Here is a 19,710-nt window from a genome sequence, read left to right as displayed (position 1 = left end):
CGAGGCTTGCGTCCTCATGGCCACCTGTTGCGGATTTCCGGGATGGCCCATGCGGCGTGTTCGGAGATGAGGGGATCGGGGTCTGCGGCGGCGAGATGGAGCGCGGGGAGGTCTTCGGGGGTTCCTGTGTTGCCAAGGGCGATGCACACGTTGCGGAGGAAGCGGGCTCGCTTGATGCGCTTGATGGGAGATTTGGCGAAGATGCGGGAGAAATTTTCCTGATCCATGGACAGGAAGTCGCGGAGGGTGTGGGAGAAGATTTCCGGGCGGGCCCGGAAGGAGATTTCCCGGGATTGTTGCGCGAAGCGGTTCCACGGGCAGGCATCGAGGCAATCGTCGCAGCCATAGATGCGGTCGCCGATTGCGCGGCGGAATTCCAAGGGGATGGAGCCTTTGTGCTCGATGGTGAGGTAGGAGATGCAGCGGCGGGCGTCGAGCTTGTGGGGGGCCGTGATGGCGTGGGTTGGGCAGGCGGCGATGCATCGGGTGCATTTGCCGCAGTGATCCCCGAAGGCCTGGTCAGCCGTCAGATCAAGGGTGGTGAGCAGCTCGGCGAGGAAGAACCATGTGCCGAGGCGGCGATGGATCTGGACGGTCGATTTCCCGTTCCAGCCAAGGCCGGCGTCGGTGGCGAAATCCCGCTCGAGCACGGGGCCGGTGTCGACGTAGTAGCGCTGGGTGCCGCCGAGCGTGATGAGCTTCGCGTTGAATTCCGCGAGGCGCTTCTCGACGAGATCGTGGTAGTCGTCGTTCCAGGAGTAGCGCGCGATGCGGTAGCCCTGCAGATGGCCTTCCGGAAAGGGGGATTGGCCGGTGTAGTAGTTGATGGCGAGCGTGATGACGGACTTGCAGCCTTGCAGCACTTCGCGTGGATCGCAGCGGCGGGCGGGGTTGCGCTCCAGCCAGGCCATCTCGCCGTGGCGGCCATCTGCGAGCCATTCGTGGAAATCGTCCGCGTGTGTCGCGGTTTTCGCCGCGGCGATGCGGCAGTCATCGAAGCCGAGCTCCGCCGCCCAGGCTTTCACGGTTTCCGCGCTCATACGGGCTGGGTGAAAAAGTAGCGTGCGCTCTCCAGGATGCCGGTGGCGATCTCGCTGGAATCCAGCCCTGCGGTATCGATGCGGAGGTGGGCGGTTTCCTGATACCACGGCTTGCGCTCGGCCATCAGCTCGGTGATGCGTTCGCGGGCATTGGGTTCGTTCAGGAGGGGGCGGTCGCGGTTGCGGGAGGTTCTCTCGAAAATGACATCCTCCGGTGCGTGGAGCCATACGACGTATCCGAGCTTGCGGAGGAGCGAGCGGTTCTGCGGGCGGATGACGATGCCGCCGCCGGTGGAAATGATGTGGCGGGTGTCCGTCCTTTTCGCGATTTCGATGAGCTGGAGGGTCTCGAAATCGCGGAATGCGCGCTCGCCATGCTCTTTGAAGATTTCGGTGATCCTTTTCCCCATCGTCTGCTCGATGAGATGGTCCATGTCTGTCAGGGGATAACCCAGCCGCTGGTGGAGCTCGCGCCCAACGGTGGATTTGCCGCTGCCCATGAAGCCGATCAGAACGATGTTCTTCGGTGTCGGTTCCGTTTGATTCATGGCGTGATCCTACAACCGTGCCGGGGATGGTAGAAGCCGCAAAATCGTTTTGCTCCGCAGCTTGTCCATTTTGGGAAACCGCCTAGGGTCTTCGAATGCCCGAGTTCGTAAACATCGATCCAACCACCCTGCTCGGCCTGCTTGGGATCGTGGCGTTCTATGTTTTCGGATTCCTGCACATCCTGCACGCCCTGATGAACACGCGAACCTCGCAGGGGACGATCGCCTGGGTGGTTTCCCTGCTGACGATGCCGTTCCTGGCGATCCCGCTCTACTGGCTGTTGGGCAGGAGCAAGTTCTCCGGGTATGTCCGCGCGCGGCGCAGCAACGACGTGGAGCTGCGGAGGCTGGCCTCCGACATGCACGGGCGCCTCGGCCGCTATGCGGTGAACCTTCCTGAGGAGGATGCCTTCGAGCGGGCGGCGGAAGAGCTTGGCGGGCTGCCTTTCACCCGCGGCAACGACCTGGATCTGCTGATCGACGGCGATGAGACTTTCGCACGGCTCTTCGAGGCGATCGCGGCTGCCGAGAAGCACGTATGCGTGAATTTCTTCATCGTGAAGAACGATAGGGTGGGCGGGAAATTCCAGCAGGCTCTCATCGAGCGGGCGAGGGCGGGCGTGAAAGTGTATTTCCTTTTCGATGAGATAGGCTCACACAAGCTGTCATCCACCTTCCTCGGGGAAATGGAGGATGCCGGGGTGGAGTGCGAGTCCTTTGGCGCGAACCGGCATTGGTGGTCGAGGCTTCAGCTCAATTTCCGCAACCACCGCAAGATCGTGGTGATCGATGGCAAGACGGCGTTCATCGGCGGGCTGAACGTGGGCGACGAGTATCTGGGGAGGAACAAGAAATTCGGGGCCTGGCGCGATACCCACCTGATGATGCGCGGGCCTGCGGTGGAGGCGGTGCAGCTTGTTTTCCTTGAGGACTGGTTCTGGGCATGTGACAGGGTGCCGGAGCTGGAGTGGGCGGGGGAGGGACGGGACGCGGACCAGATTGCCGCCGTGATCCCGACCGGCCCGGCGGATCCGCTGGATTCCTGGAAGCTTCTTGTGTGTGAGGCGGCGAACACGGCGCGGGAGAGGCTGTGGATCGCGAGCCCGTATTTCGTGCCGGACGAGGGGGTGATGGCTGCCTTGCAACTCGCATCGATACGCGGTGTCGATGTCCGCATCATGCTGCCCGACCGTCCAGACCATATCCTGGTTTGGCTTTCTTCCTACACATACCATGAGCAGGCGATTCCCTACCGGGTGAAGCTATTCCGCTACCAGCGGGGCTTCCTGCACCAGAAGGTGATGCTCATCGACGGGAGGATGGCGGCTGTCGGCACGGCGAACTTGGACAACCGCTCATTCCGCCTGAACTTCGAGATCACTGCATTTGTCTCCGATGCGGCTTTTGTGGAGCAGGTCAAGGGGATGTTGGAAAGGGACTTCTCTTCCAGCGTGGAGGTGCTGGAAGGGGAGTTTGCGGAAAAGCCGTTCCTGTTCAGGGCGGCGTGCCGGGCCGCTAGGCTGATGGCTCCGTTGCAGTGAAGGCGGGAGATCAGCGGGAGGCGAATTTCGCGAGATCCGGGCGCTGGCGGGTGATGTTCGCGAGCATCTGGCGGCAATGGGAGAACGACGTGCGCTTGCTGAGGATCTCCGCGCTGCGGGTGAAGGATCCCCACTGCACCACACTGATCTCGACGTTGCGGCGACCCCATTGGTTCATGAGGTCTTTGGAAGGTTGGTACATGTCGATTGTTCCGGTGCCGGTGAGGGCGGAGCCGTAGTCATCGATGACGTAGAGCTGCTTCATGCCTTTCACCCGGAATACGGTGCCGACCGGGTAGAACGACCAATCGGCGGCGGCGCTGCGGACGCGGTCGGAATAGCGTAGGTTGGTGCCTGCGGCGTTCTTGCTGCCGTAGACGATATGATCGTCCTCGGAACAGGTGTAGGCGGTGGTGCGCACCACCCGGTTGCGCTCGGAGAAGGAGTAGATCGGCATCGAGTGCTTGTCCTTCGGTTTGGCGGATGCGGCGGCGAGGAGGGCGGAGGAGGCGGGCGGGACATTGAAGTCCTGCCTGGGCCGATAGTTGATCCCGTGGCCGTGGGATTTGATATCGCCTTTCGAGACGATGTTGATGTTGGACCCGCAGCTGGCGAGGAAGGGCAGGGCTGCGATGGCGGCCAGCGCGGAAAGATGGGATAATCTCATGTTTTGCGGTGAGTTGGCAAACGTGGGGTTAAGGGATCGCAAGGAGGCAGGCTTGCGAGTTTGGTTTTTTGCCAAAAGACTTGTGTTTCTAGCTATCCCGATCGGATACGGCAATGGAAAAAAATCAAGATATTTAGGAAATATGAAATATTTGCCGAAAACCAAGGGTTTCAGGGGCTTGCGGAGCTTCCGGCGATACGGGAAATCGTGTCCGATAATGCCGAGAATACATCCTGGGTTAGCACAGGTAAGGCGTTTTCGGGATCCGGCGGCTCAAGTTCCAGCCATGAGCGGCAGCCGCCGAAGCGTTTTTCATAGGTCAGCTCAAGGGGGGATTCCAGCTTGGAGACGCGAACGAGGGCGAGGTGGATGCTTCCGGATGCCATGCCCTTTCCCTCCCAGTCGAAGCGCTCCCGCAGGGTCTCCTCGGTGTAGATATGATAGGGCCCCAGCGCCTCAAGCTGGGCCCAATCCGTGAGCGTCACTGCGAAAGAGGCGACGGCATGGTGGGTGATGCGCAAGCTGTCGCCGACCTGCCACTCCCGCTCCGGGGTGAAATCGCCCTCGCGGACGTATCCCGCCTGGGCGTGGAATTTCGTGGGGAAAAGATAGAACCTTTCGTGGGCGAAGCTGAACCCGGCGCGGCCTTCGTGGATGCCGCCCTTGCGGAGGAGTATCGATTGGCGGCCGCTGGCGAGAGCGTCGCAGACGACCTGCCATTCCTTGAATGCGATGGACATGGGAAAATGGGGGTTGGAGTGGGGGTTATTCGGAAAACGATTTCTCGAAGACCAGGGAATCCCGGCCGCTGGCGATGAACTGGGCGCGGCGGGGTGAGGGCAGGGCGATCAGATCGCTCTGCGCATATCCGGCGCGGCGGAAGAAATCCGCGGCGCGGTTGGTCAGGGCGAAGACCCGCGGGACGCCGCGCTCCATCGCGATTTTCTCCGCATGGGCGACGAGTTCCACGCCGTATCCGCGGCCTTCGTGCGCCTGCTTGACGTAAAGGCAGGCGACCTCTGCGCAGTTTTCCCCGGGGTATTCGTGGAGGGCGACACAGCCGACGACGTTGTCATCGATCGTCATGACCCGGTAATCAGTGATCTTGGCATGGATGTCCTCGTAGTTGCGGGGCACCAGCTTGGTGCGGCGGACCACGCGACCAATCATGCCGAGCAACTCGGGGATGTCGTCCTCGCGGAGTTCGCGGATGACCCGGTAGCTGTCGGCGTGGATCATGGTGCCCACGCCTTCGTTGGAGAAAAGCTCATCCACCAGCACACCCTGCTGCCTGCCGTTGAGCACATGGACGCGGGGCACGCCGCTCTCGCAGGCTGCGGCCGCGGCGAGGAGCAGGTCGCTGCCCCGGACATTTTCCTTTTCCAGCACGGCAGGCACATCCGCCGCACGGATTGCATGCGCGGGCTGGCCGTTGACCAGGATGCTCTCTTCCAGCAGCGCGATGACCTTGGAAACCCCGATCCGCTTCGCGAAAGCGACAACCTTGGGATCCAGCGGGCCGATGCCGGATGCGTCGATGATCGCCGACTGGCCGCGCTGGAGGATCTCCCTCACCTCCTGGGCCGCTTCCTCGTCCTCGATGGGGCGGGTGACGCGTGCGGCCATGATCTCGCATTCCAGGGTCCAATCATAGAGATCCTTCAGGTCGCCGCCGAGGACACCGAGGACGAGCTTCACCCCGAGATCTTCCAATACGGCCAGATCGAGAAGGGTTTCCGCGACGGCCGGCTCTGGCAAAAGGCCTGCCTCGATGAGGACACAGAAAATCTTGCCCCGGAACTGGGGGATGTATTGCAGGACGGCGCGCAAGTCACTTTTCTCGACCACGGGACGGAGACTAGCGGGCGCTTTGAGGAAATAAAGGCGAATGAACGGATCAGGTGAGGGGGGCCGGGGTCATTCGGTCCCTTCATCGGCTACGCTGCCGGAGCAGGCGGCAGCGCCGCAGCAGGGGAGCCTTCCTTTGCAAAGATAATAGATCCCCGCTCCGGCGGCACCTAGCAGCACCAGTCCGCCGAATATCCCCACGGAAGAGCGGCCCGGATGCTCGCGGAGGTAGCTTGCGGCGTATTCACCGCCTGCGCTGAGGCGTTCCCTCGCCTGTGCTCGCAGCTCGCGGGCGCTTGTTGGCAGGGCGTGGCGGCCCGTGTGTGAGAACAGCGAGGCGATATCGCTCCTCAGTTGGGAAACATCGTCCCCGACCCTTCCTATCAGGTCTTTCATCTTGCGGTCTTCTGTTAGTTCGAATGGCATGGCTTTGGTAATTTTTATTTCATGACAACTATAGCAGCATGAGGGGGAAAACAAAGGAAAGATCCGTGTTTCCCTTTGGCATGGCAATCCATGCGCAGTGTTTGGGCGAAAACGACTGTAGGGTTCAGTCCAAGGAAGCGTATCATCCGCTTTGTGCGTGTTTTCCGTAAAACCGTGATCGGTCTCTCGCTAAGCGCCTGCCTCCAGGCGGGCGCCGGGGCGCAGGGTCACGTGGATTTCTGGGATCGTGCGCCGCTCAACTACTCGGATACAAAAGCCACGGACAAACTCGCCCTGCTTTCCAAGGGGGAAATGGAGGTTCCGCCGGGAGATGCCCTGACCCGCCTGCGTTATGTGCTCAATGTCCTGGATGTCCCGGCTGACTCCCAGGTGCTGGTGTTTTCGAAGACCAGCCTCCAGAACGATCTCATCAACCCCGGCAACCCGCGCGCCCTGTATTTTTCGGAAAACGCCTATGTCGGCTATGTCCCCGGCGGGGCGATCGAGGCGGTGGTGCAGGATCCGGTGCTCGGGCCGGTGTTTTACTTCGTCGGGACGGATCGCAAGGGCGGATTGGAAATCCAGCGGGATACGAACAACTGCATGTCCTGCCACGCGACGGCTCGCACCGAAAATGTCCCGGGTCTGCTGATCCGTTCCGTTTTCGCCGATGAAGCAGGCCACCCCTTGCTGCACCTCGGCACCACGGATGTCACCGACCAAACGCCTATCGCGGAGCGCTGGGGCGGCTGGTATGTCACCGGCCGCAGCGCCATGCCTCATCTGGGCAACCGGACTTTCACCGAGGATGGTGGGAGCCATCCTGATCGCGCGGAAATGGACGACCTGAGGTCGGAGATCGATGTCACCAGGTATCTCCGCCCAACCAGCGACATCGTCGCCCTGCTCGTGCTGGAGCACCAGTGCCGTATGCACACCTTGCTCAACGCGGCCTCGATGAACTACCGCCGATCACGCCATTTTTCCGGGATCATCGATCCGTCGGCCGATCCCGACAAAGGCTCTGCAGGCAGCGTGGCGGAATCCTGGGCAGAGAAAATCACCGACTGCATGTTCTTCAAGGACGAGGCGGATCTGGGGGAGGGCGTGGAGGGGAATGCGGCCTTTCAGAACGCCTTGATCGCGCGGTATCCGCAGACAGCGAAAGGCGAATCGCTCGCGGATTTCCGGCTCTACGGGCGGATCTTCAAGCGGCGTTGTTCCTTCATGATCTATTCGGATGCATTCCGCAGCCTGCCACCCACGGTGAAATCGCTGGTGCTTGCGAAAATGCGCGTGGCGCTGGCTGGGGGGGATCAGCGCATTGATTGGCTCGCGGCATCCGAGAGGAAACGAATCGCCGCAATCCTGGAGGAGACGCTTCCGGATTGGAAGCCATGAAGATCCATGGCAGATTGGCATCCATGAAGGCGGTCAGAGTGGAGGAAATGCGGGCGATCGAGGCACGGGCAATGGCCGCCGGAATCCCCGAATCCGAGCTGATGGCCAAGGCAGGCCATGCGCTCGGGCAGGCTCTCGGCAACGCATATCCAAAAAGGGGTGCGGCCATCGCCTATCCGGGAAAAGGCCACAACGGCGGCGATGCGCTGATCGCGCTCAGGGTCTTGCGAGATGAGTTCGGCTGGGACGTTTCCGTCCGTGCCGCCTTTCCTGCGGATCAATGGGCCCCCCTCGCCAGGGAGCAGTTGCAGGATCTCGTTCCCGTCGATTCCGTGAACGCGCCACCCGGCCCCTTGCTGCTGATCGATGGGCTGTTAGGGATGGGCGCGGAAGGGGCTCCGCGCGGTGCGATCGCGGGGATGATTGCGGAGATGGAGTTGCTCCGCAGTAGGCGCGGGGCCCTCATCGCGGCGGTCGATGTGCCCAGCGGCACCGATCCGGACAGCGGCGTGGCTTTTCCCGGGGCTGTCACCGCCGATGCCACGTTCATGATCGGCGCGGCGAAGCGCGGACTGCTCATGGGCCGTGCGGCGGATGCGTGCGGAACCCTCCATCTCGTGCCTGTCGATGGATTGGAGGCGCAGGGTGCCGGGGACATGGAATTGGTATGCCCGCAGGCGATGGGCTTCGGGAAAAGGCCGCGGCCTTTCGATTTCCACAAGGGTATGGCGGGCAGGGTTGGCATCCTTGCCGGCTCACCGCAGTTCACTGGGGCGGCCTTGCTTTCCGCACTTGGCGCGATCCGTGCGGGCGGCGGGCTGGTCACTCTTCATGCCCCCTCCCGCGCCTGCGATGCGATGCTCGCACGCCTGCCTCTTGAGGCGATGCTCGTTGCCTGCGATGATCCCGCAACCTTGCTAACAGAAAGATACGATTCGCTTGTCATCGGGCCTGGCCTCGGGCGGGTGGCGGGTGGGTTTGCGGACGGTTTGGCGGAGCTTGTCGCGACCGCGAGAGTCCCTGCAGTGATTGATGCGGATGCGCTCGAGCTGATTGCTGCGCGTGGAATCCCACTCTCAAGCCTCCACCTCCTGACCCCTCATCCCGGTGAATTCGCAGGGCTGGCTCCGGGGCTTTGCGGGCTTTCCCGCGAGGATGCCGCGCGGGCTTTTGTCTCGGAAAGGGAAGCCGTGCTTCTGCTCAAGGGCGCGAGGAGCATCATCGCGAAACGAGGGACGGCACTGCGGATCAATTCCACCGGCACGCCCGCGATGTCGAACGGCGGGCAGGGCGATTTGCTTTCCGGGGTGCTGGGAGCCTTGTTGGCCGGCGGGATGGATGCCTTCGATGCCGCCGCGCTCGGCGCGTGGCTCTGCGGCAGGGCGGCGGAGATTTCGTTTTCGGAAAAGGGTAGCCCATCCACCGCTACGAGTGCAGCGGGCCAGCTCGGCCTGGCCTTGCGTGACTGGGGAAGTGCGTGCCGCTGATTCCCGGCAGACGAGGCGGCGCGTGGGATCGGCTCACTCGATGGCGGTGAGAACGATGTTGCGGAACTCGATGGGAGAACCCTCGGACTGCACGCCGATGGCACCTTTGGCGGCGCTGAGGCCTGTCGCCTCGTTCACCGTCACGCCGTTGACCGTGATGGTGAGCGAATCGCCCTTGCAAGTGACCGTCATCGTGTTCCATTCGCCGGGGGTTTTCTCTGCGGGGTCTGCGGTGCGGATCCAGCGGCCGCCCTTGTTCACTCCCTTCGCGACAGCCTTTTCCCCAATCGTCCAGATATCGCCTGCGTTGCCTTGGCCAAGCTGGGACTCGATGCATTTGGGCCAGGGGCCGGCGGCGTTGGGGGTGGAGATGTGGAGCAACAGGCCGCTGTTGGCCTTTTCCGCCCCTGCCTGCCACCGCCACTCAAGGGTCAGGCTGTAGTTTTCGTATTCCTTTTCCGTGCGGATGTAGCCGATGGGCTCACCGGAACAGGCGAGCACCCCATCCTTCACCGACCATGCGGCTTTCCCCTCCGGAGTTGAAAACTCCCAGCCTGCGGTGTCCTTCCCGTTGAAGAGCGGGATGCTATCGGAGAAACCCGGAAGGGAGCAAGTAAGCATAAAAGCGAAGATTTTCAACATGGTTGACCAATCGCATGTTCAGGCCTCTGGCGCAAGCGGCAAGCGGTACTTGCCTTGTGAACCCTTTGCGTACTGCTTTGTGCGGATGAGACCCGGATCGAAAATCAATGCGCTCCTTTCCACCGCGCGCATCGCGAACGTGCCGAGCGTGGTGAGCAACCTCGGGGTCGGGGTGCTGCTGGGGAGTGTGGAGTCGGGGGCGGATTTCTCCTGGCCGTGGCTTCTGATGGTTGCGGCGGTGCTTTTTTATGTGGCGGGTAATTTCCTCAACGACTGGGCGGATCGGGACTGGGACATCGCCAATCGCCCGGAGCGAGCCTTGCCCAGGCGCTTGTTCTGGCCCCACGAGTATCTGAACTTCGCATCTGCCGGGATCGCCGTGGGGATGATCCTCGCAGGGATCCATGGCTGGGGCGCGGTGATTGTCTCGGCGGTTCTGGTGAGCCTCATCGCGCTCTACACGAAAATCCACAAAACCGCCGCATGGTCGGTGATCCCGATGGGTTTGTGCCGCGCCTGCCTGCCTGTGCTCGGCTACGTGGCGATGCGCGGCAGCATCGCCGGGCCAGCCCTATTGCCGGCGCTGGCCCTGCTTCTCTACATCGTCGTGCTTTCGATGAGTGCGCGGTGGGAATCCCGGGCGGAGGTGCCGGGTGAGATGAAGCACAGGTCGATGCTGCTGCTGGCGGCCACAGGCCTGATCGCCGCCGTGCTCCCCATCTTGATCATGCCGAACGTGGGCTGGGTCGGATTGGTGCCGTTTTCGATATGGATGGCGCTGTGCCTCACGAAATACCAGTCGCCAGTTCCGTCCCATGTTTCGGCCTTGCTGGCCGGCATCCCGCTGGTGGACTGGGTGATCCTTTTGCCAATGGCTCTGATCTGGCTGGGATTGGGAAGGGTAGCCGCCTTCGACCCGATGTTCTCGATCGCGGTTTTCCTGCCCCCGCTGGCCTTCATCCTTGGCCGGGCATTGCAGCGTCTCGCCCCCGCGACCTGATCGGGGTGGGCTAGAGGCTCAGTTCCATGAAGCCCTCGATGGCGCGGGAGGGATCATCGGCGCGCATCAGTGTCTCGCCGATGAGCAGGGCGTTCGCCCCGGCGTTGAGCGCACGGAGGGCATCCTCATGGGTCTTGATCCCGCTTTCGGAAATGAGGATCACATCATCCGGCACTTCCTCGGCCAGGCGCTCGGTGGTGGCCATGTCGACCTCGAAAGTCTTGAGGTTGCGGTTGTTGATGCCGATCAGATCCGCGCCGAGTTCCAGGGCGCGCTCCATTTCAGGGAGGTCGTGGACTTCCACGAGGACATCGAGCTGGAAGGATTTCGCCTCGTCGTAGAGCCGGCGCATGAGTTCATCATCGAGCGCGGCAACGATGAGCAGGATGGCATCCGCGCCTGCGATGACCGCCTCATGGATCTGGGTCTCGTGGATGGTGAAATCCTTGCGCAGCAGGGGGATTGGGGAGAATTCGGAGATTTTCGACAGATAGCCGAGCGATCCTTGGAAATACTTCTCATCGGTGAGGATGGAGAGGCAGGATGCGCCCCCATCGATGTAGCGCCCGGCCTGGCGGATGGGGTCGAAGTCCGGATCGATCAGCCCGACGGACGGCGAGGCTTTCTTGACCTCCGCGATGAGAGCAAGCTGGGACGGCCCGCGGTCGAGGGCGGCACGGAAGCCGCGAAAATCGTTGCGCTGGAGTGCTGCGGCGCGGAGGTGAGCGGCGCGTGGCAGCAGTGCTTCCACCTCGGTGTGTTTGGTGGCGATGATTTCGGCAAGTTTGTCGGTCATGGTTGCAGTTGCGCATGGGTAGGCTCCCGATGCGGATGTGTGGAGGATATTTTCCCGAAATTTCGCCAAAATTCTCTTGATCCCGTCCGGCGGTAGGGTAACAACTCCGCACGCGCATAGCGACGCGGGCGTAGCTCAGTGGTAGAGCGCCACCTTGCCAAGGTGGATGTCGTGAGTTCGAATCTCATCGCCCGCTCCATTTTTTTTGCGCCCAACCGTTTCCGGTGGCGGTGCAGTTCACTCCATCGGAGGGATTGCGTAGAATTTTTCGGCGTTGAGGCGAAAAAGCTTGTCGCAGATGGCTGGTCCCTTGGGTTGGAAGTATTCGCGGGTGAGCCTCAGGACGGAGGCGTAGTCGCCTGTGGTTTTTGTGACCGGCCAGTCGCTGCCGTAGATGAGCCTGTGCTCGCCGAAGGCGTCGAAGGCAAGATCAAGGACAGGTTTGTAGAAGGCGAGATCGGTCGGCGCAGGCTGTTCGGCAACGCGGCCGTAGAGGGCGGAGACCTTGCAATGGACGTTGGGGAACTCCGCCACGGCACGGAACTCCGCGATCCATTCCTCCGGGAGCGGTTTTCCATCGAGCCTGACACCCCCGAAGTGATCCACGATGATGCGCAGCGAGGGCATGCGCCTGGCGACGGTGGCGACATCGCGCAGGGTGTAGTCGCCGAGGAGGAAATCGACGCTTTTCCCGGCTTCGGCGGTCAGTTTGAGATCGCGGAAAAAGGCACCGTCCATGGATCTGCCGTTGCGTCCGGAGAGGCGGTATCCGAGGTAGCGCGGGTCTTGGCAGAGCTTGCCGAAAAGGGGGAGGAAAGCATCCGTTCCGATGACTTGGGAGAGGTTCCCGACGACGCCGCGATAGAGGGATTTGTTGTGGGCGGTGATGTCGAGGTTCCATTGGTTGTCAGGGAGGCTCTGGCCTGCCTGCACCAGCACGACACCGGTGACCCCGTTGGCCTTGGCGATGGGTTCGTGGTCTGCGGGGAGGTGGTTGCGGTAGAGTTTCTCGTTGTCCTTGGGGATCCAGCCCACTCCTTCCGGGCGGGCCAGATCGTAGAGGTGGACATGGGTGTCGATGACACCGCCGTTATGGAGTGCTTTGGAAATCTCCGCGACGACCTGCTCGGCGAGCTTCGCTGAGCCGGCCGCCGTGTAATGCACATCACCCGGGCCGCTGAACATTTCCTTGCCGAAGGTTCCCGTGAGGGCGCGGAGGTCGTTGATCCGCACGCCGTGTTTTTCCATGATACGGGCGGCAGCGGCGTTGTATCGGAGTTCGTCCCCGGCGACACGCCCCACCTCGTGTTCAGGCACGAGGGTGGTGTTGGCCCAGATCAGGGTGGCTCCGGTTTGCTTGAGGCGGGTGACGAGGCTTTCGAGGTTTTTTTCGTAAGCGGGGATGGGTATGGAGATGGTGCCGTTGGCCTTGTCGCGCTTGCCCTGGGAATTCGATTCGGGATTCCGGTAGCAGAGATCCCAGAGCCCCCAGTTGAAATGGATGACATCCCATTTCGTGTCACCCAGCCACTTGTCGATCCCCGCCAAGCCCATGCGGGTGTCACCGCAATTCTCCTTGGGGCGGATGAGGTTTGCCCTGCCCTTGAGTCCATCGCGCACGGCGGGCGTATATCCGATGGAGATGGAGTCGCCGAGGATCAGCACGTTGGGGAGCTTCGGGTCGGTGGGGAGTCCGCCCTGCATTCCTTTCCTGTCCTTTTCAGGGGTGAAAAAGGGAGCCTCCCCGGCATGGAGCGGGAGAGCGCATTGCAGGGATAGCAGGAGGGCGATGGAACTCGCGGCGGGCTGGATTTTACGGCTCATCTGGAATGTCGCCATCATCCCGGCACTTCTCAATGCCGTCGAGAAAAGAAAGCACGGCTATCCGATGTTCCTGGCGAACAAGGCGGCGACATGCCGCTGGAATCCCTCCGCTACTGGCCGAAACGGCGTTTCGGCATGGGGGTGCCGACCATTTCAAGGTGCCCGTCGAGGAAGATGATGGCCGCCTTGCGGTTGCTGAAGAAATCGACCCGTTTTTGAGGGATGCGGGGCGATACATGCGGGCTGTATTCGGACATGTCGTTCTCGTTGAAACGGTAGGAACCGAACGTCATGTAGGCTGTTTGGGCGGGGTCAGCGACGGTGGATGTCTTGACGATCCTGTTCCATGGGGCGAGATAGGTGCTGAATGTGTAGGGAACCTTGATGCCGGAGCCGTCGCCCCCGTAGATCGGCACGTCCCTCTGGAAGGTTTTCGCCATCGTATTGATATTCGTGGTGCCGTGGAAGGTGAGCAGCCGCTGCTTGATGTCGGCGGCCAGCTTGGGTTGGTTTGCGCTTGAATATGCGATGTCGGAGAAGAGATACGGTGTGATCCTGCCCCAGAAGGAGTCCGCAACATATCCGCGGCCTGGCCTGCGTTCGACCTGGGTTTCCGAATCCACACGCACCACGTTGATCTCGCCGTTGTTTTCCTGGGCGTAGGCCATGTTCGCGGTGGCGACCTGGCGAATCGTGTTGAGGGACTTGGTTTCCATCGCCTTGTTCATGAATTTTCTTGCGGCGAGGATGCTGATCAAGGCCAGCACGGCGACGATGCCGATCACTATGAGAAGCTCAACCAGGGTGAATCCTGGGTTCGGATTGCGCTTTCCGTATGCGGAAGGGATTCTTGCGGATATCATGGGTTTCATGGAGAATATGCCGCTTTTGGGAAATCACACGATGTTTTCTTGAGGAAATCGTGCGCTTGCATTGGAGGGTCGCGCGATGTCCTTGGCGGGGGGATTTCCGGCTCGCCATCCCTGGGCCGCAAGGCCAAGATGTTTGGCGGATTGAACGGCGAAAAGCCCTTTCCTGTGATTTTCCCGAGGTATGAACAGCGACAAGGCGGACAGATCCATACCACCGCGAGCCGTTTGGGAAAGTGCAGGCGGTGTTCTTTCGCTGACCCTTGCGGGCGATTGGATGGCGGGTGGCAAACCTGAGATCACTGGAGATGCGGTAGGCGCTTGGCCGGATGAAATCAAGGCAGAGCGGCTCGGCTCCTTCGACTCGACCTTGCCTGCCTACCTATTGGGCAAGCTCCGTGAATCCGGGGTGAAAGAACCGGTTTTCGACGGGCTGCCTGAGAATCTGCGCAAGCTCCTTGAGCTTGCCACCAAGGTGCCTGAAAGGAGCGAGGCGAAATCCCGCGGCGCGGCGCCCCATGGTCTGGGGCGGCTCGGCGCGGGCGCAAGCGCTGCGTGGGGGGCGCTGCTAGCCATGCTGGAGTTCGTCGGCGATGCCGTTCTGGCGATGCTTCGGTTTTTCACCGGGCGGGCACGTTTCCGCAGCGGCGATTTCTGGGCAGTCGTGCAGGATTGCGGGGTCGACGCCCTGCCCATCGTGGCGCTCATCAGTTTCCTCATCGGCATGATACTGGCGTTCGTTGGGAACGTGCAGTTGGCGAGCTTCGGAGCCAGTCTCTACGTCGCGGATCTGGTGGGGATCGCGATGGTGCGGGAAATGGGGGTGATGATGACAGCCATCATCATGAGCGGCCGCACCGGCGCATCCTTCGCCGCCCACATCGGCAGCATGAACGCAAACCAGGAGATCGATGCGCTCAAGACCTTCGGCTTCAATCCCTTCGACTACCTTGTGCTGCCGAGGCTTTTCGCGCTGGTGCTGATGATGCCCATCCTGACAGTGTATTCGAACGTGATCGGCATACTCGGGGGGATGCTGGTGGCGGCGTGGGTGGGGATCCCACCGCAGCTTTTCTGGACGGAAATGCTGACCACGGTGGATCTCACCCAGGCTTCCCTGGGCGTTTTCAAGAGTGTCTTTTTCGGTGCGGCGATCGCGATTTCCGGGTGTATGCAGGGAATGAATTCCGGCTCATCCTCCTCGGCCGTGGGACAGGCGACGACACGGGCGGTCGTCGCTTCCATCACCTCCGTCATCATCCTGGACTCCGCATTTGCGGTCATTTTCACCTTGCTGGACATCTGATGGGAAAAGTCGATCCAAGCGCAAAGATTTCCGTCCGGGGCCTGACCATGTCCTACGGGGATTTTGTGGTGATGGAAGACCTCAACTTCGATGTTATGGACAAGGACATCTTCGTCATCATGGGGGGCAGCGGCTGCGGGAAAAGCACCTTGCTACGGCACATGATAGGCCTGAAGGAGCCGGCGCGGGGCGCGGTGTACCACGATGGCCACGACTTCACCGCCGCGGATGCCGCCGGGCGACTGTCCTTCATCCGTCGATTCGGGGTCATGTACCAATCCGGTGCCTTGTGGTCTTCGATGACACTTGCGGAAAACATCGCAATGCCCTTGGAGGAACACACGGATCTCGGCGCGGCGGAGATCCGTGATCTGGCCGCCTACAAGCTCGCTCTCGTCGGGCTCTCCGGCTATGAGGATTACTATCCGGCGCAGGTCAGCGGCGGGATGAACAAGCGGGCGGGGATCGCCCGTGCGATGGCCTTGGATCCGGATGTCCTCTTCCTCGACGAACCCGGTGCCGGGCTCGATCCGCTGAGTTCGAGCCGCCTCGATGAGCTGATCCTGAGCCTGCGGGACTCGCTTGGATCCACCTTTGTGATCGTCACCCACGAGCTGGCCAGCATTTTTGCAATCGCCAACAACTCGGTTTTCCTGGATACAGAAACTAGGAAACAGGGTGCGACCGGTGATCCCGGAGAACTTCGGGAGCGGTCTGACAACGAGGCCGTGCGCATTTTCCTGAGCCGCGGCGATACATCAGCCAACCGCAGACAAGCATGAGCAAGAAAGCCAGTTCCACGATGATAGGCCTGTTCACTTTGGTGGGCTTGCTCATCGTCGCCGCCGCCCTGGTGCTGCTGGGCGCTGGGAAATACTTCGAGAAGACGCACAAGGTGCTCCTCTATTTCGACAAAAGCGTCAACGGCCTCCAAGTCGGTTCCGATGTGCGCTTCGGCGGGGTTGGCATCGGAAGGGTTTCCTCCATCAGCGTGATCATCGATCCCGCGGGCAACCGCAAGATCATCCCGGTCGTCGTCGAGCTAACCGCGAAAGACCTGAAAAGCGTGGGCGGGGCCGGAGCCGGGACGCTTGATTTCTCCACCAAGGCGGGGGTGGCGATGGCGGTCAGGCAGGGGCTGCGTGCCGGGATGAAACAGCAGAGCCTTGTCACCGGCCAGCTCTACATCGAGTTTGACATAGTGCCGAATGTTCAGGGCTTCACCTACGCGCAGCCGGGCGAGCCCGAATATCCTGTCGTCCCCACCATACCCACGGAGATCGACGAGCTGATTTCAGGCATCACCGACGGGCTGAAAAAGATCAACGACCTGGATCTCGGCGGATTGATCATGGAAATGCGCGATGTGCTCAAAGGGGCGAAGGAGCAGATCGGCGGGCTGGATCTCAAGGAAATGAATGAGAACCTCACCGCCATCACCAGCGATGTCCGGGAAATCACCTCGGACGGCCGAATCAAGGAATCCCTCGCGAACCTCGATCAGGCGCTCAAGGATATCCGGGAAATCAGCGCCAAGGGCAATGAGAACATGGAACCCTTGTTGGCCGATATCCGTGAGGTTGCCGAAAAAACCAAGGTAAGCCTCGACCAGATCGAGAAGGCGACGGCAGAGCTTTCCAAGGTGACGGATCCAAGGTCTCCGCTGCTGCTGGATTTCCAGAACCTGCTCCACGAGACGGAGGCCGCATCCCGCACGCTGCGGGAGCTTTCCAACGACCTGAAACGCAACCCGGGCAGCCTGCTGCGCGGCAAGAAATCCGAATGAAAATCCCAGCCTTGACCCTAGCGTTCCTCCTGACCGCCTGCACCGTGTTCCAGCCTGTTTCCGACAGCCCTGTGCGACATTTGCTGGATTCCCCGATCGTATCCCGCACGCCGGTTTCCGCTGCGCCCGCCGTAGCCATAGCCCGCCCCTCGCTCCCGCCTTACATGGACCGCAGCGAGCTCATCACCCGCACCGGGGATGGCAGGCTGGAGATCCATGAAAAAGATCTCTGGTCAGAGCCACTCGATGCGGGCATCGCCCGTGTCATGGCGGACAACCTGCGCCGCCTCACCGGCTCGACGAACATCCAGCCATCGGGCAATTTCATAACCCGGGACTACAGCTCGCTCGTGGAGATCCGCATCGAGCGTTTCGATCCGGAGCCGGACGGCTCGCTGCTTCTGGAGTGCACCTGGAAGCTTCAGCCCATAGGCGGCGGTGATGCTGCTCCGAAGTCCTTCCGCACATCCGTCCCCATCACCGAGTCGACGGATGCCAAGGCCGCCAAGCTGTCCGTCCGTGTCAAGGCGATGAACGAGGCGCTGGCACGCCTTTCCCGGGCGATCACTCGCAGCCTGTGAAATGCGGCTGCCCGTTTAGCGCATGGCGGGCGTCCACAGCAGTAGGGGATCGCTGGGGTTTGCCGCCCGCAGCCTGTCCTTGGCAAGGGCGAGCAATGCCTCGGTGCGCGCCAGATCCGACTTTAGTATCATCGCCTGTTCGGCCCATGTCCGCAGGGAGCCTGGAACCGAGCGGTTGCTGGCATAGCGGCTCTCCCTTTCCGCCGTCCCTATCGATCCCTTGAGTGTCATGGCCTTGGCTTGGAGCGCCCTCACCTGGCTGCGGATTTTTTCCAGCTCCTCCCCGGAAATTTCCACGGGCGCATCCACGGGCGGGCTCGGCTCGGCCGGTGCGACGCGGGTGATCCGTTCCCTGTTGGCTAGCTCCTTCTGGAGCGCCAAGGCGCGTTCCTTCTCGTCCCATTGGAAGCGCTCGGCGAACTCACCGCCGAGATCCTGCGAATCGATCCTGGCGATGCCGTTGGCGTGGCTTATCTCAATTCCGATGGGAGTCACCCGGCTGATGGTCACGTCCTCGAAGCTACGCCCCGATTTCAGCAAAAGATTGCCGATTCTCTCGCCTGAGGCCTCCAGCCAGGCCTTTTTTCTGTAGCTCTCGCGGTAAGCCCCGTATTCCTCCCTGAGCTTCGGGATGGATGCCTGTAATTCCTCGCACCTTGCCCGCAGCAACTCCACAGAACTTCGCATTTCCGAGGCGAGCTTGCCCTTGGAGCTGGCACCCGCAGCGCTCCGCTTTGCGAGATCCTGGGCTGCGTCATACCTTGCGTTCAGGGATTCCAACTCGTCGCGCAGGTTCCCGAGGTTGTGCTCACCGTCCGCGATCCGCCCGAGCAAGCTGCTCCGCAACTTCGAAGCTCCGTGCTTCCGGTCAACGAGTGTTGCGAGTAAAACCGCGCCGAGAGTAAGGATGATCAGGCAGGCAAGCGACCAGATGATTCCGCTGTGGTTGTCGGAGTTCATTCCGGCTGGAAATGGCTGTTAGATGGAGGATTGCAGGCGCAGGATCTCGGCCCGAAGCTGAGAGAGGGCGTTGCGCTTCGAATTCAATGTGCCGCGCAGGCTGCCGGATTTGTTGAGGTGCATTTTCCCTGCCGCCCTCGCAGCAGATGCCGCAGCCTCGGCGGCCACGATATCCCGCTCGATCTGGCTTATCTCGTCCTCGATGGCCTTTGCCTGGCTTTCCTTCGCCGCGATGGCCAGCAATGTCTTTTCCCGGTTTTCCTGGGCTTTTTTGGCCATCTCCTCGGCCTTCCGCTCATCGGCAACCCTGCCGGCTGCTGCCACCGCCTTGTCATGCTTGAGGCGCACCTTGGCCTCACGTTCCGCTTCGGCATGCATCTGATCCTTGTCGAACTGGTAGTAATCCTGGAGATCCGCCGGGAGTTCCTCGAAGCCGATCCGCTTGAATCCGTCGCGATGGCGGATGTCCATGCCAATGGCGGAAACGCTCCGGATATCCACATCCACATAGACCGTGCCGTCGCTCGTCTTGAGCTCCGGCATGGATGTTCCGCCTGCCTTTTCCCGCACGAAAGAGCGGTAAGTGTTCCTGTAATCCTCCCATTCCCTTTCCAGCACCGCGAGGTTCTCCTTCAGCCCGGCGATCTCATTTTTCTTTTCGGAAATCTGCAAGGAGAGCGATTTGTTGAGCGAAACCGATGAGGAAAGCTTCGAGGAAATCTCCTTGAGCCTTGGTGCCTGATCCATTTTTGAGGCACCGCTGGCGATATCCGACTTCAGGTTCGCGATCACGCTGGTGTTCTCGCGGATGACAGATGCGAGGGATCGTCCGCCGCCCTGCGAGCCTTCCTCGAAAGCGAACATGAAGAGCAGGCCGAAGCCGAGGAGGACGATGAGGGCCATGATCATGCCTATGACCCCGGGTCCCCTTGCGCTTGTGAAAAGATCGTTGAATGCCATGTGACTGTTGATTGGATGTTGGTGCGGA

Annotated in this window: 20 protein-coding genes and 1 tRNA gene; 9 read left to right on the top strand and 12 right to left on the bottom strand. The window is 61.3% G+C overall.

Annotation, left to right across the window (positions count from 1 at the left end):
- Positions 1-14: 14 nt before the first annotated feature.
- Both queG and HZ994_03160 read right to left on the bottom strand, forming a co-directional pair.
- Complete coding sequence (gene queG, locus HZ994_03165) at positions 15-1,040, bottom strand: tRNA epoxyqueuosine(34) reductase QueG (protein ID QTN31369.1); 1,026 nt, start codon at positions 1,038-1,040, stop codon at positions 15-17.
- On the bottom strand, positions 1,037-1,588 hold the full coding sequence (locus HZ994_03160) for a shikimate kinase (protein QTN31368.1): 552 nt from the start codon (positions 1,586-1,588) through the stop codon (positions 1,037-1,039). Before HZ994_03160 ends, queG begins: the two co-directional genes overlap by 4 nt.
- 95 nt (positions 1,589-1,683) lie before the next feature.
- Here HZ994_03160 and cls point away from each other — a divergent pair, with 95 nt between their 5' ends.
- Positions 1,684-3,129 carry a cardiolipin synthase gene (gene cls / locus HZ994_03155; GenBank protein ID QTN31367.1) on the top strand — a complete coding sequence of 482 codons (1,446 nt, stop codon included), beginning with the start codon at positions 1,684-1,686 and terminating at the stop codon, positions 3,127-3,129.
- 10 nt (positions 3,130-3,139) lie between these two features.
- On the opposite strand, the gene HZ994_03150 is transcribed toward cls, so the two are convergent.
- The 4 genes from HZ994_03150 to HZ994_03135 form a co-directional block, all read right to left on the bottom strand.
- On the bottom strand, positions 3,140-3,586 hold the full coding sequence (locus tag HZ994_03150; GenBank protein ID QTN34302.1) for a 3D domain-containing protein: 447 nt from the start codon (positions 3,584-3,586) through the stop codon (positions 3,140-3,142).
- Between the two features lie 380 nt (positions 3,587-3,966).
- Positions 3,967-4,536: a DUF1802 family protein gene (locus HZ994_03145; protein ID QTN31366.1), complete on the bottom strand. Its 570-nt coding sequence runs from the start codon at positions 4,534-4,536 to the stop codon at positions 3,967-3,969.
- Positions 4,537-4,561: 25 nt separating this feature from the next.
- Positions 4,562-5,644 (bottom strand): GNAT family N-acetyltransferase, encoded by a 1,083-nt coding sequence (locus tag HZ994_03140; protein QTN31365.1) that lies wholly within the window; start codon positions 5,642-5,644, stop codon positions 4,562-4,564.
- 69 nt (positions 5,645-5,713) lie between these two features.
- Positions 5,714-6,070 (bottom strand): hypothetical protein, encoded by a 357-nt coding sequence (locus tag HZ994_03135; GenBank protein QTN31364.1) that lies wholly within the window; start codon positions 6,068-6,070, stop codon positions 5,714-5,716.
- A gap of 174 nt (positions 6,071-6,244) precedes the next feature.
- Here HZ994_03135 and HZ994_03130 point away from each other — a divergent pair, with 174 nt between their 5' ends.
- Together HZ994_03130 and HZ994_03125 are read left to right on the top strand one after the other, a co-directional pair.
- Complete coding sequence (locus HZ994_03130) at positions 6,245-7,471, top strand: hypothetical protein (GenBank protein QTN31363.1); 1,227 nt, start codon at positions 6,245-6,247, stop codon at positions 7,469-7,471.
- Between the two features lie 23 nt (positions 7,472-7,494).
- Positions 7,495-8,958, top strand: coding sequence for an NAD(P)H-hydrate dehydratase (locus HZ994_03125; protein QTN31362.1), 1,464 nt, complete (start codon positions 7,495-7,497; stop codon positions 8,956-8,958).
- A 33-nt stretch (positions 8,959-8,991) separates the two neighbouring features.
- On the opposite strand, the gene HZ994_03120 is transcribed toward HZ994_03125, so the two are convergent.
- On the bottom strand, positions 8,992-9,579 hold the full coding sequence (locus HZ994_03120) for a DUF1080 domain-containing protein (protein QTN31361.1): 588 nt from the start codon (positions 9,577-9,579) through the stop codon (positions 8,992-8,994).
- Between the two features lie 106 nt (positions 9,580-9,685).
- Between HZ994_03120 and HZ994_03115 the strand changes: the two genes are divergently transcribed.
- The gene (locus HZ994_03115; protein ID QTN31360.1) at positions 9,686-10,600 is read left to right on the top strand and encodes a UbiA family prenyltransferase; all 915 of its coding nucleotides are present in this window, start codon (positions 9,686-9,688) and stop codon (positions 10,598-10,600) included.
- 10 nt (positions 10,601-10,610) lie between these two features.
- On the opposite strand, the gene trpC is transcribed toward HZ994_03115, so the two are convergent.
- Complete coding sequence (gene trpC, locus HZ994_03110; protein ID QTN31359.1) at positions 10,611-11,396, bottom strand: indole-3-glycerol phosphate synthase TrpC; 786 nt, start codon at positions 11,394-11,396, stop codon at positions 10,611-10,613.
- 124 nt (positions 11,397-11,520) lie between these two features.
- Between trpC and HZ994_03105 the strand changes: the two genes are divergently transcribed.
- Positions 11,521-11,595, top strand: a tRNA-Gly gene (locus HZ994_03105).
- A 38-nt stretch (positions 11,596-11,633) separates the two neighbouring features.
- On the opposite strand, the gene HZ994_03100 is transcribed toward HZ994_03105, so the two are convergent.
- Together HZ994_03100 and HZ994_03095 are read right to left on the bottom strand one after the other, a co-directional pair.
- Complete coding sequence (locus tag HZ994_03100) at positions 11,634-13,220, bottom strand: amidohydrolase family protein (GenBank protein QTN31358.1); 1,587 nt, start codon at positions 13,218-13,220, stop codon at positions 11,634-11,636.
- 110 nt (positions 13,221-13,330) lie between these two features.
- A complete protein-coding gene (locus HZ994_03095; protein ID QTN31357.1) occupies positions 13,331-14,083 on the bottom strand; it encodes a prepilin-type N-terminal cleavage/methylation domain-containing protein in 753 nt (250 codons plus the stop codon).
- Positions 14,084-14,273: 190 nt separating this feature from the next.
- Between HZ994_03095 and HZ994_03090 the strand changes: the two genes are divergently transcribed.
- From HZ994_03090 to HZ994_03075, 4 genes are read left to right on the top strand one after another with little or no spacing between them, the layout of a single operon-like run.
- Positions 14,274-15,395 (top strand): ABC transporter permease, encoded by a 1,122-nt coding sequence (locus HZ994_03090; GenBank protein QTN31356.1) that lies wholly within the window; start codon positions 14,274-14,276, stop codon positions 15,393-15,395.
- On the top strand, positions 15,395-16,177 hold the full coding sequence (locus tag HZ994_03085) for an ATP-binding cassette domain-containing protein (GenBank protein ID QTN31355.1): 783 nt from the start codon (positions 15,395-15,397) through the stop codon (positions 16,175-16,177). Before HZ994_03090 ends, HZ994_03085 begins: the two co-directional genes overlap by 1 nt.
- Positions 16,174-17,181: an MCE family protein gene (locus tag HZ994_03080; protein ID QTN31354.1), complete on the top strand. Its 1,008-nt coding sequence runs from the start codon at positions 16,174-16,176 to the stop codon at positions 17,179-17,181. Before HZ994_03085 ends, HZ994_03080 begins: the two co-directional genes overlap by 4 nt.
- Positions 17,178-17,762, top strand: coding sequence for a membrane integrity-associated transporter subunit PqiC (locus HZ994_03075; GenBank protein QTN31353.1), 585 nt, complete (start codon positions 17,178-17,180; stop codon positions 17,760-17,762). The genes HZ994_03080 and HZ994_03075 overlap by 4 nt, the downstream gene beginning before the upstream one ends.
- A 15-nt stretch (positions 17,763-17,777) precedes the next feature.
- Here the strand turns inward: HZ994_03075 and HZ994_03070 are convergent, their stop codons facing one another.
- Entirely contained in the window at positions 17,778-18,722 is a 945-nt protein-coding gene (locus HZ994_03070) for a hypothetical protein (GenBank protein QTN31352.1), read from the bottom strand.
- 18 nt (positions 18,723-18,740) lie between these two features.
- Complete coding sequence (locus HZ994_03065; protein ID QTN31351.1) at positions 18,741-19,682, bottom strand: hypothetical protein; 942 nt, start codon at positions 19,680-19,682, stop codon at positions 18,741-18,743.
- Positions 19,683-19,710 lie beyond the last annotated feature (28 nt).

Source organism: Akkermansiaceae bacterium, from assembly GCA_017798145.1.
In the GTDB taxonomy this organism is placed as follows: domain Bacteria; phylum Verrucomicrobiota; class Verrucomicrobiia; order Verrucomicrobiales; family Akkermansiaceae; genus Luteolibacter.
Note: the sequence above shows the minus strand (reverse complement) of the source record. Positions and strands in the feature narration are given on the sequence as shown.

Excerpts from the sequence above, each read along its gene's own strand:
- HZ994_03145 (QTN31366.1), bottom strand. The coding sequence starts at position 4,536 with ATGTCCATCGCATTCAAGGAATGGCAGGTCGTCTGCGACGCTCTCGCC.
- HZ994_03125 (QTN31362.1), top strand. The coding sequence starts at position 7,495 with ATGAAGGCGGTCAGAGTGGAGGAAATGCGGGCGATCGAGGCACGGGCA.
- HZ994_03120 (QTN31361.1), bottom strand. The coding sequence starts at position 9,579 with ATGCTTACTTGCTCCCTTCCGGGTTTCTCCGATAGCATCCCGCTCTTC.
- HZ994_03085 (QTN31355.1), top strand. The coding sequence starts at position 15,395 with ATGGGAAAAGTCGATCCAAGCGCAAAGATTTCCGTCCGGGGCCTGACC.
- HZ994_03135 (QTN31364.1), bottom strand. The coding sequence starts at position 6,070 with ATGCCATTCGAACTAACAGAAGACCGCAAGATGAAAGACCTGATAGGA.
- HZ994_03115 (QTN31360.1), top strand. The coding sequence starts at position 9,686 with ATGAGACCCGGATCGAAAATCAATGCGCTCCTTTCCACCGCGCGCATC.
- queG (QTN31369.1), bottom strand. The coding sequence starts at position 1,040 with ATGAGCGCGGAAACCGTGAAAGCCTGGGCGGCGGAGCTCGGCTTCGAT.
- HZ994_03065 (QTN31351.1), bottom strand. The coding sequence starts at position 19,682 with ATGGCATTCAACGATCTTTTCACAAGCGCAAGGGGACCCGGGGTCATA.
- HZ994_03160 (QTN31368.1), bottom strand. The coding sequence starts at position 1,588 with ATGAATCAAACGGAACCGACACCGAAGAACATCGTTCTGATCGGCTTC.
- HZ994_03095 (QTN31357.1), bottom strand. The coding sequence starts at position 14,083 with ATGATATCCGCAAGAATCCCTTCCGCATACGGAAAGCGCAATCCGAAC.
- cls (QTN31367.1), top strand. The coding sequence starts at position 1,684 with ATGCCCGAGTTCGTAAACATCGATCCAACCACCCTGCTCGGCCTGCTT.
- HZ994_03100 (QTN31358.1), bottom strand. The coding sequence starts at position 13,220 with ATGAGCCGTAAAATCCAGCCCGCCGCGAGTTCCATCGCCCTCCTGCTA.
- trpC (QTN31359.1), bottom strand. The coding sequence starts at position 11,396 with ATGACCGACAAACTTGCCGAAATCATCGCCACCAAACACACCGAGGTG.
- HZ994_03075 (QTN31353.1), top strand. The coding sequence starts at position 17,178 with ATGAAAATCCCAGCCTTGACCCTAGCGTTCCTCCTGACCGCCTGCACC.
- HZ994_03080 (QTN31354.1), top strand. The coding sequence starts at position 16,174 with ATGAGCAAGAAAGCCAGTTCCACGATGATAGGCCTGTTCACTTTGGTG.
- HZ994_03150 (QTN34302.1), bottom strand. The coding sequence starts at position 3,586 with ATGCCGATCTACTCCTTCTCCGAGCGCAACCGGGTGGTGCGCACCACC.
- HZ994_03090 (QTN31356.1), top strand. The coding sequence starts at position 14,274 with ATGAACAGCGACAAGGCGGACAGATCCATACCACCGCGAGCCGTTTGG.
- HZ994_03070 (QTN31352.1), bottom strand. The coding sequence starts at position 18,722 with ATGAACTCCGACAACCACAGCGGAATCATCTGGTCGCTTGCCTGCCTG.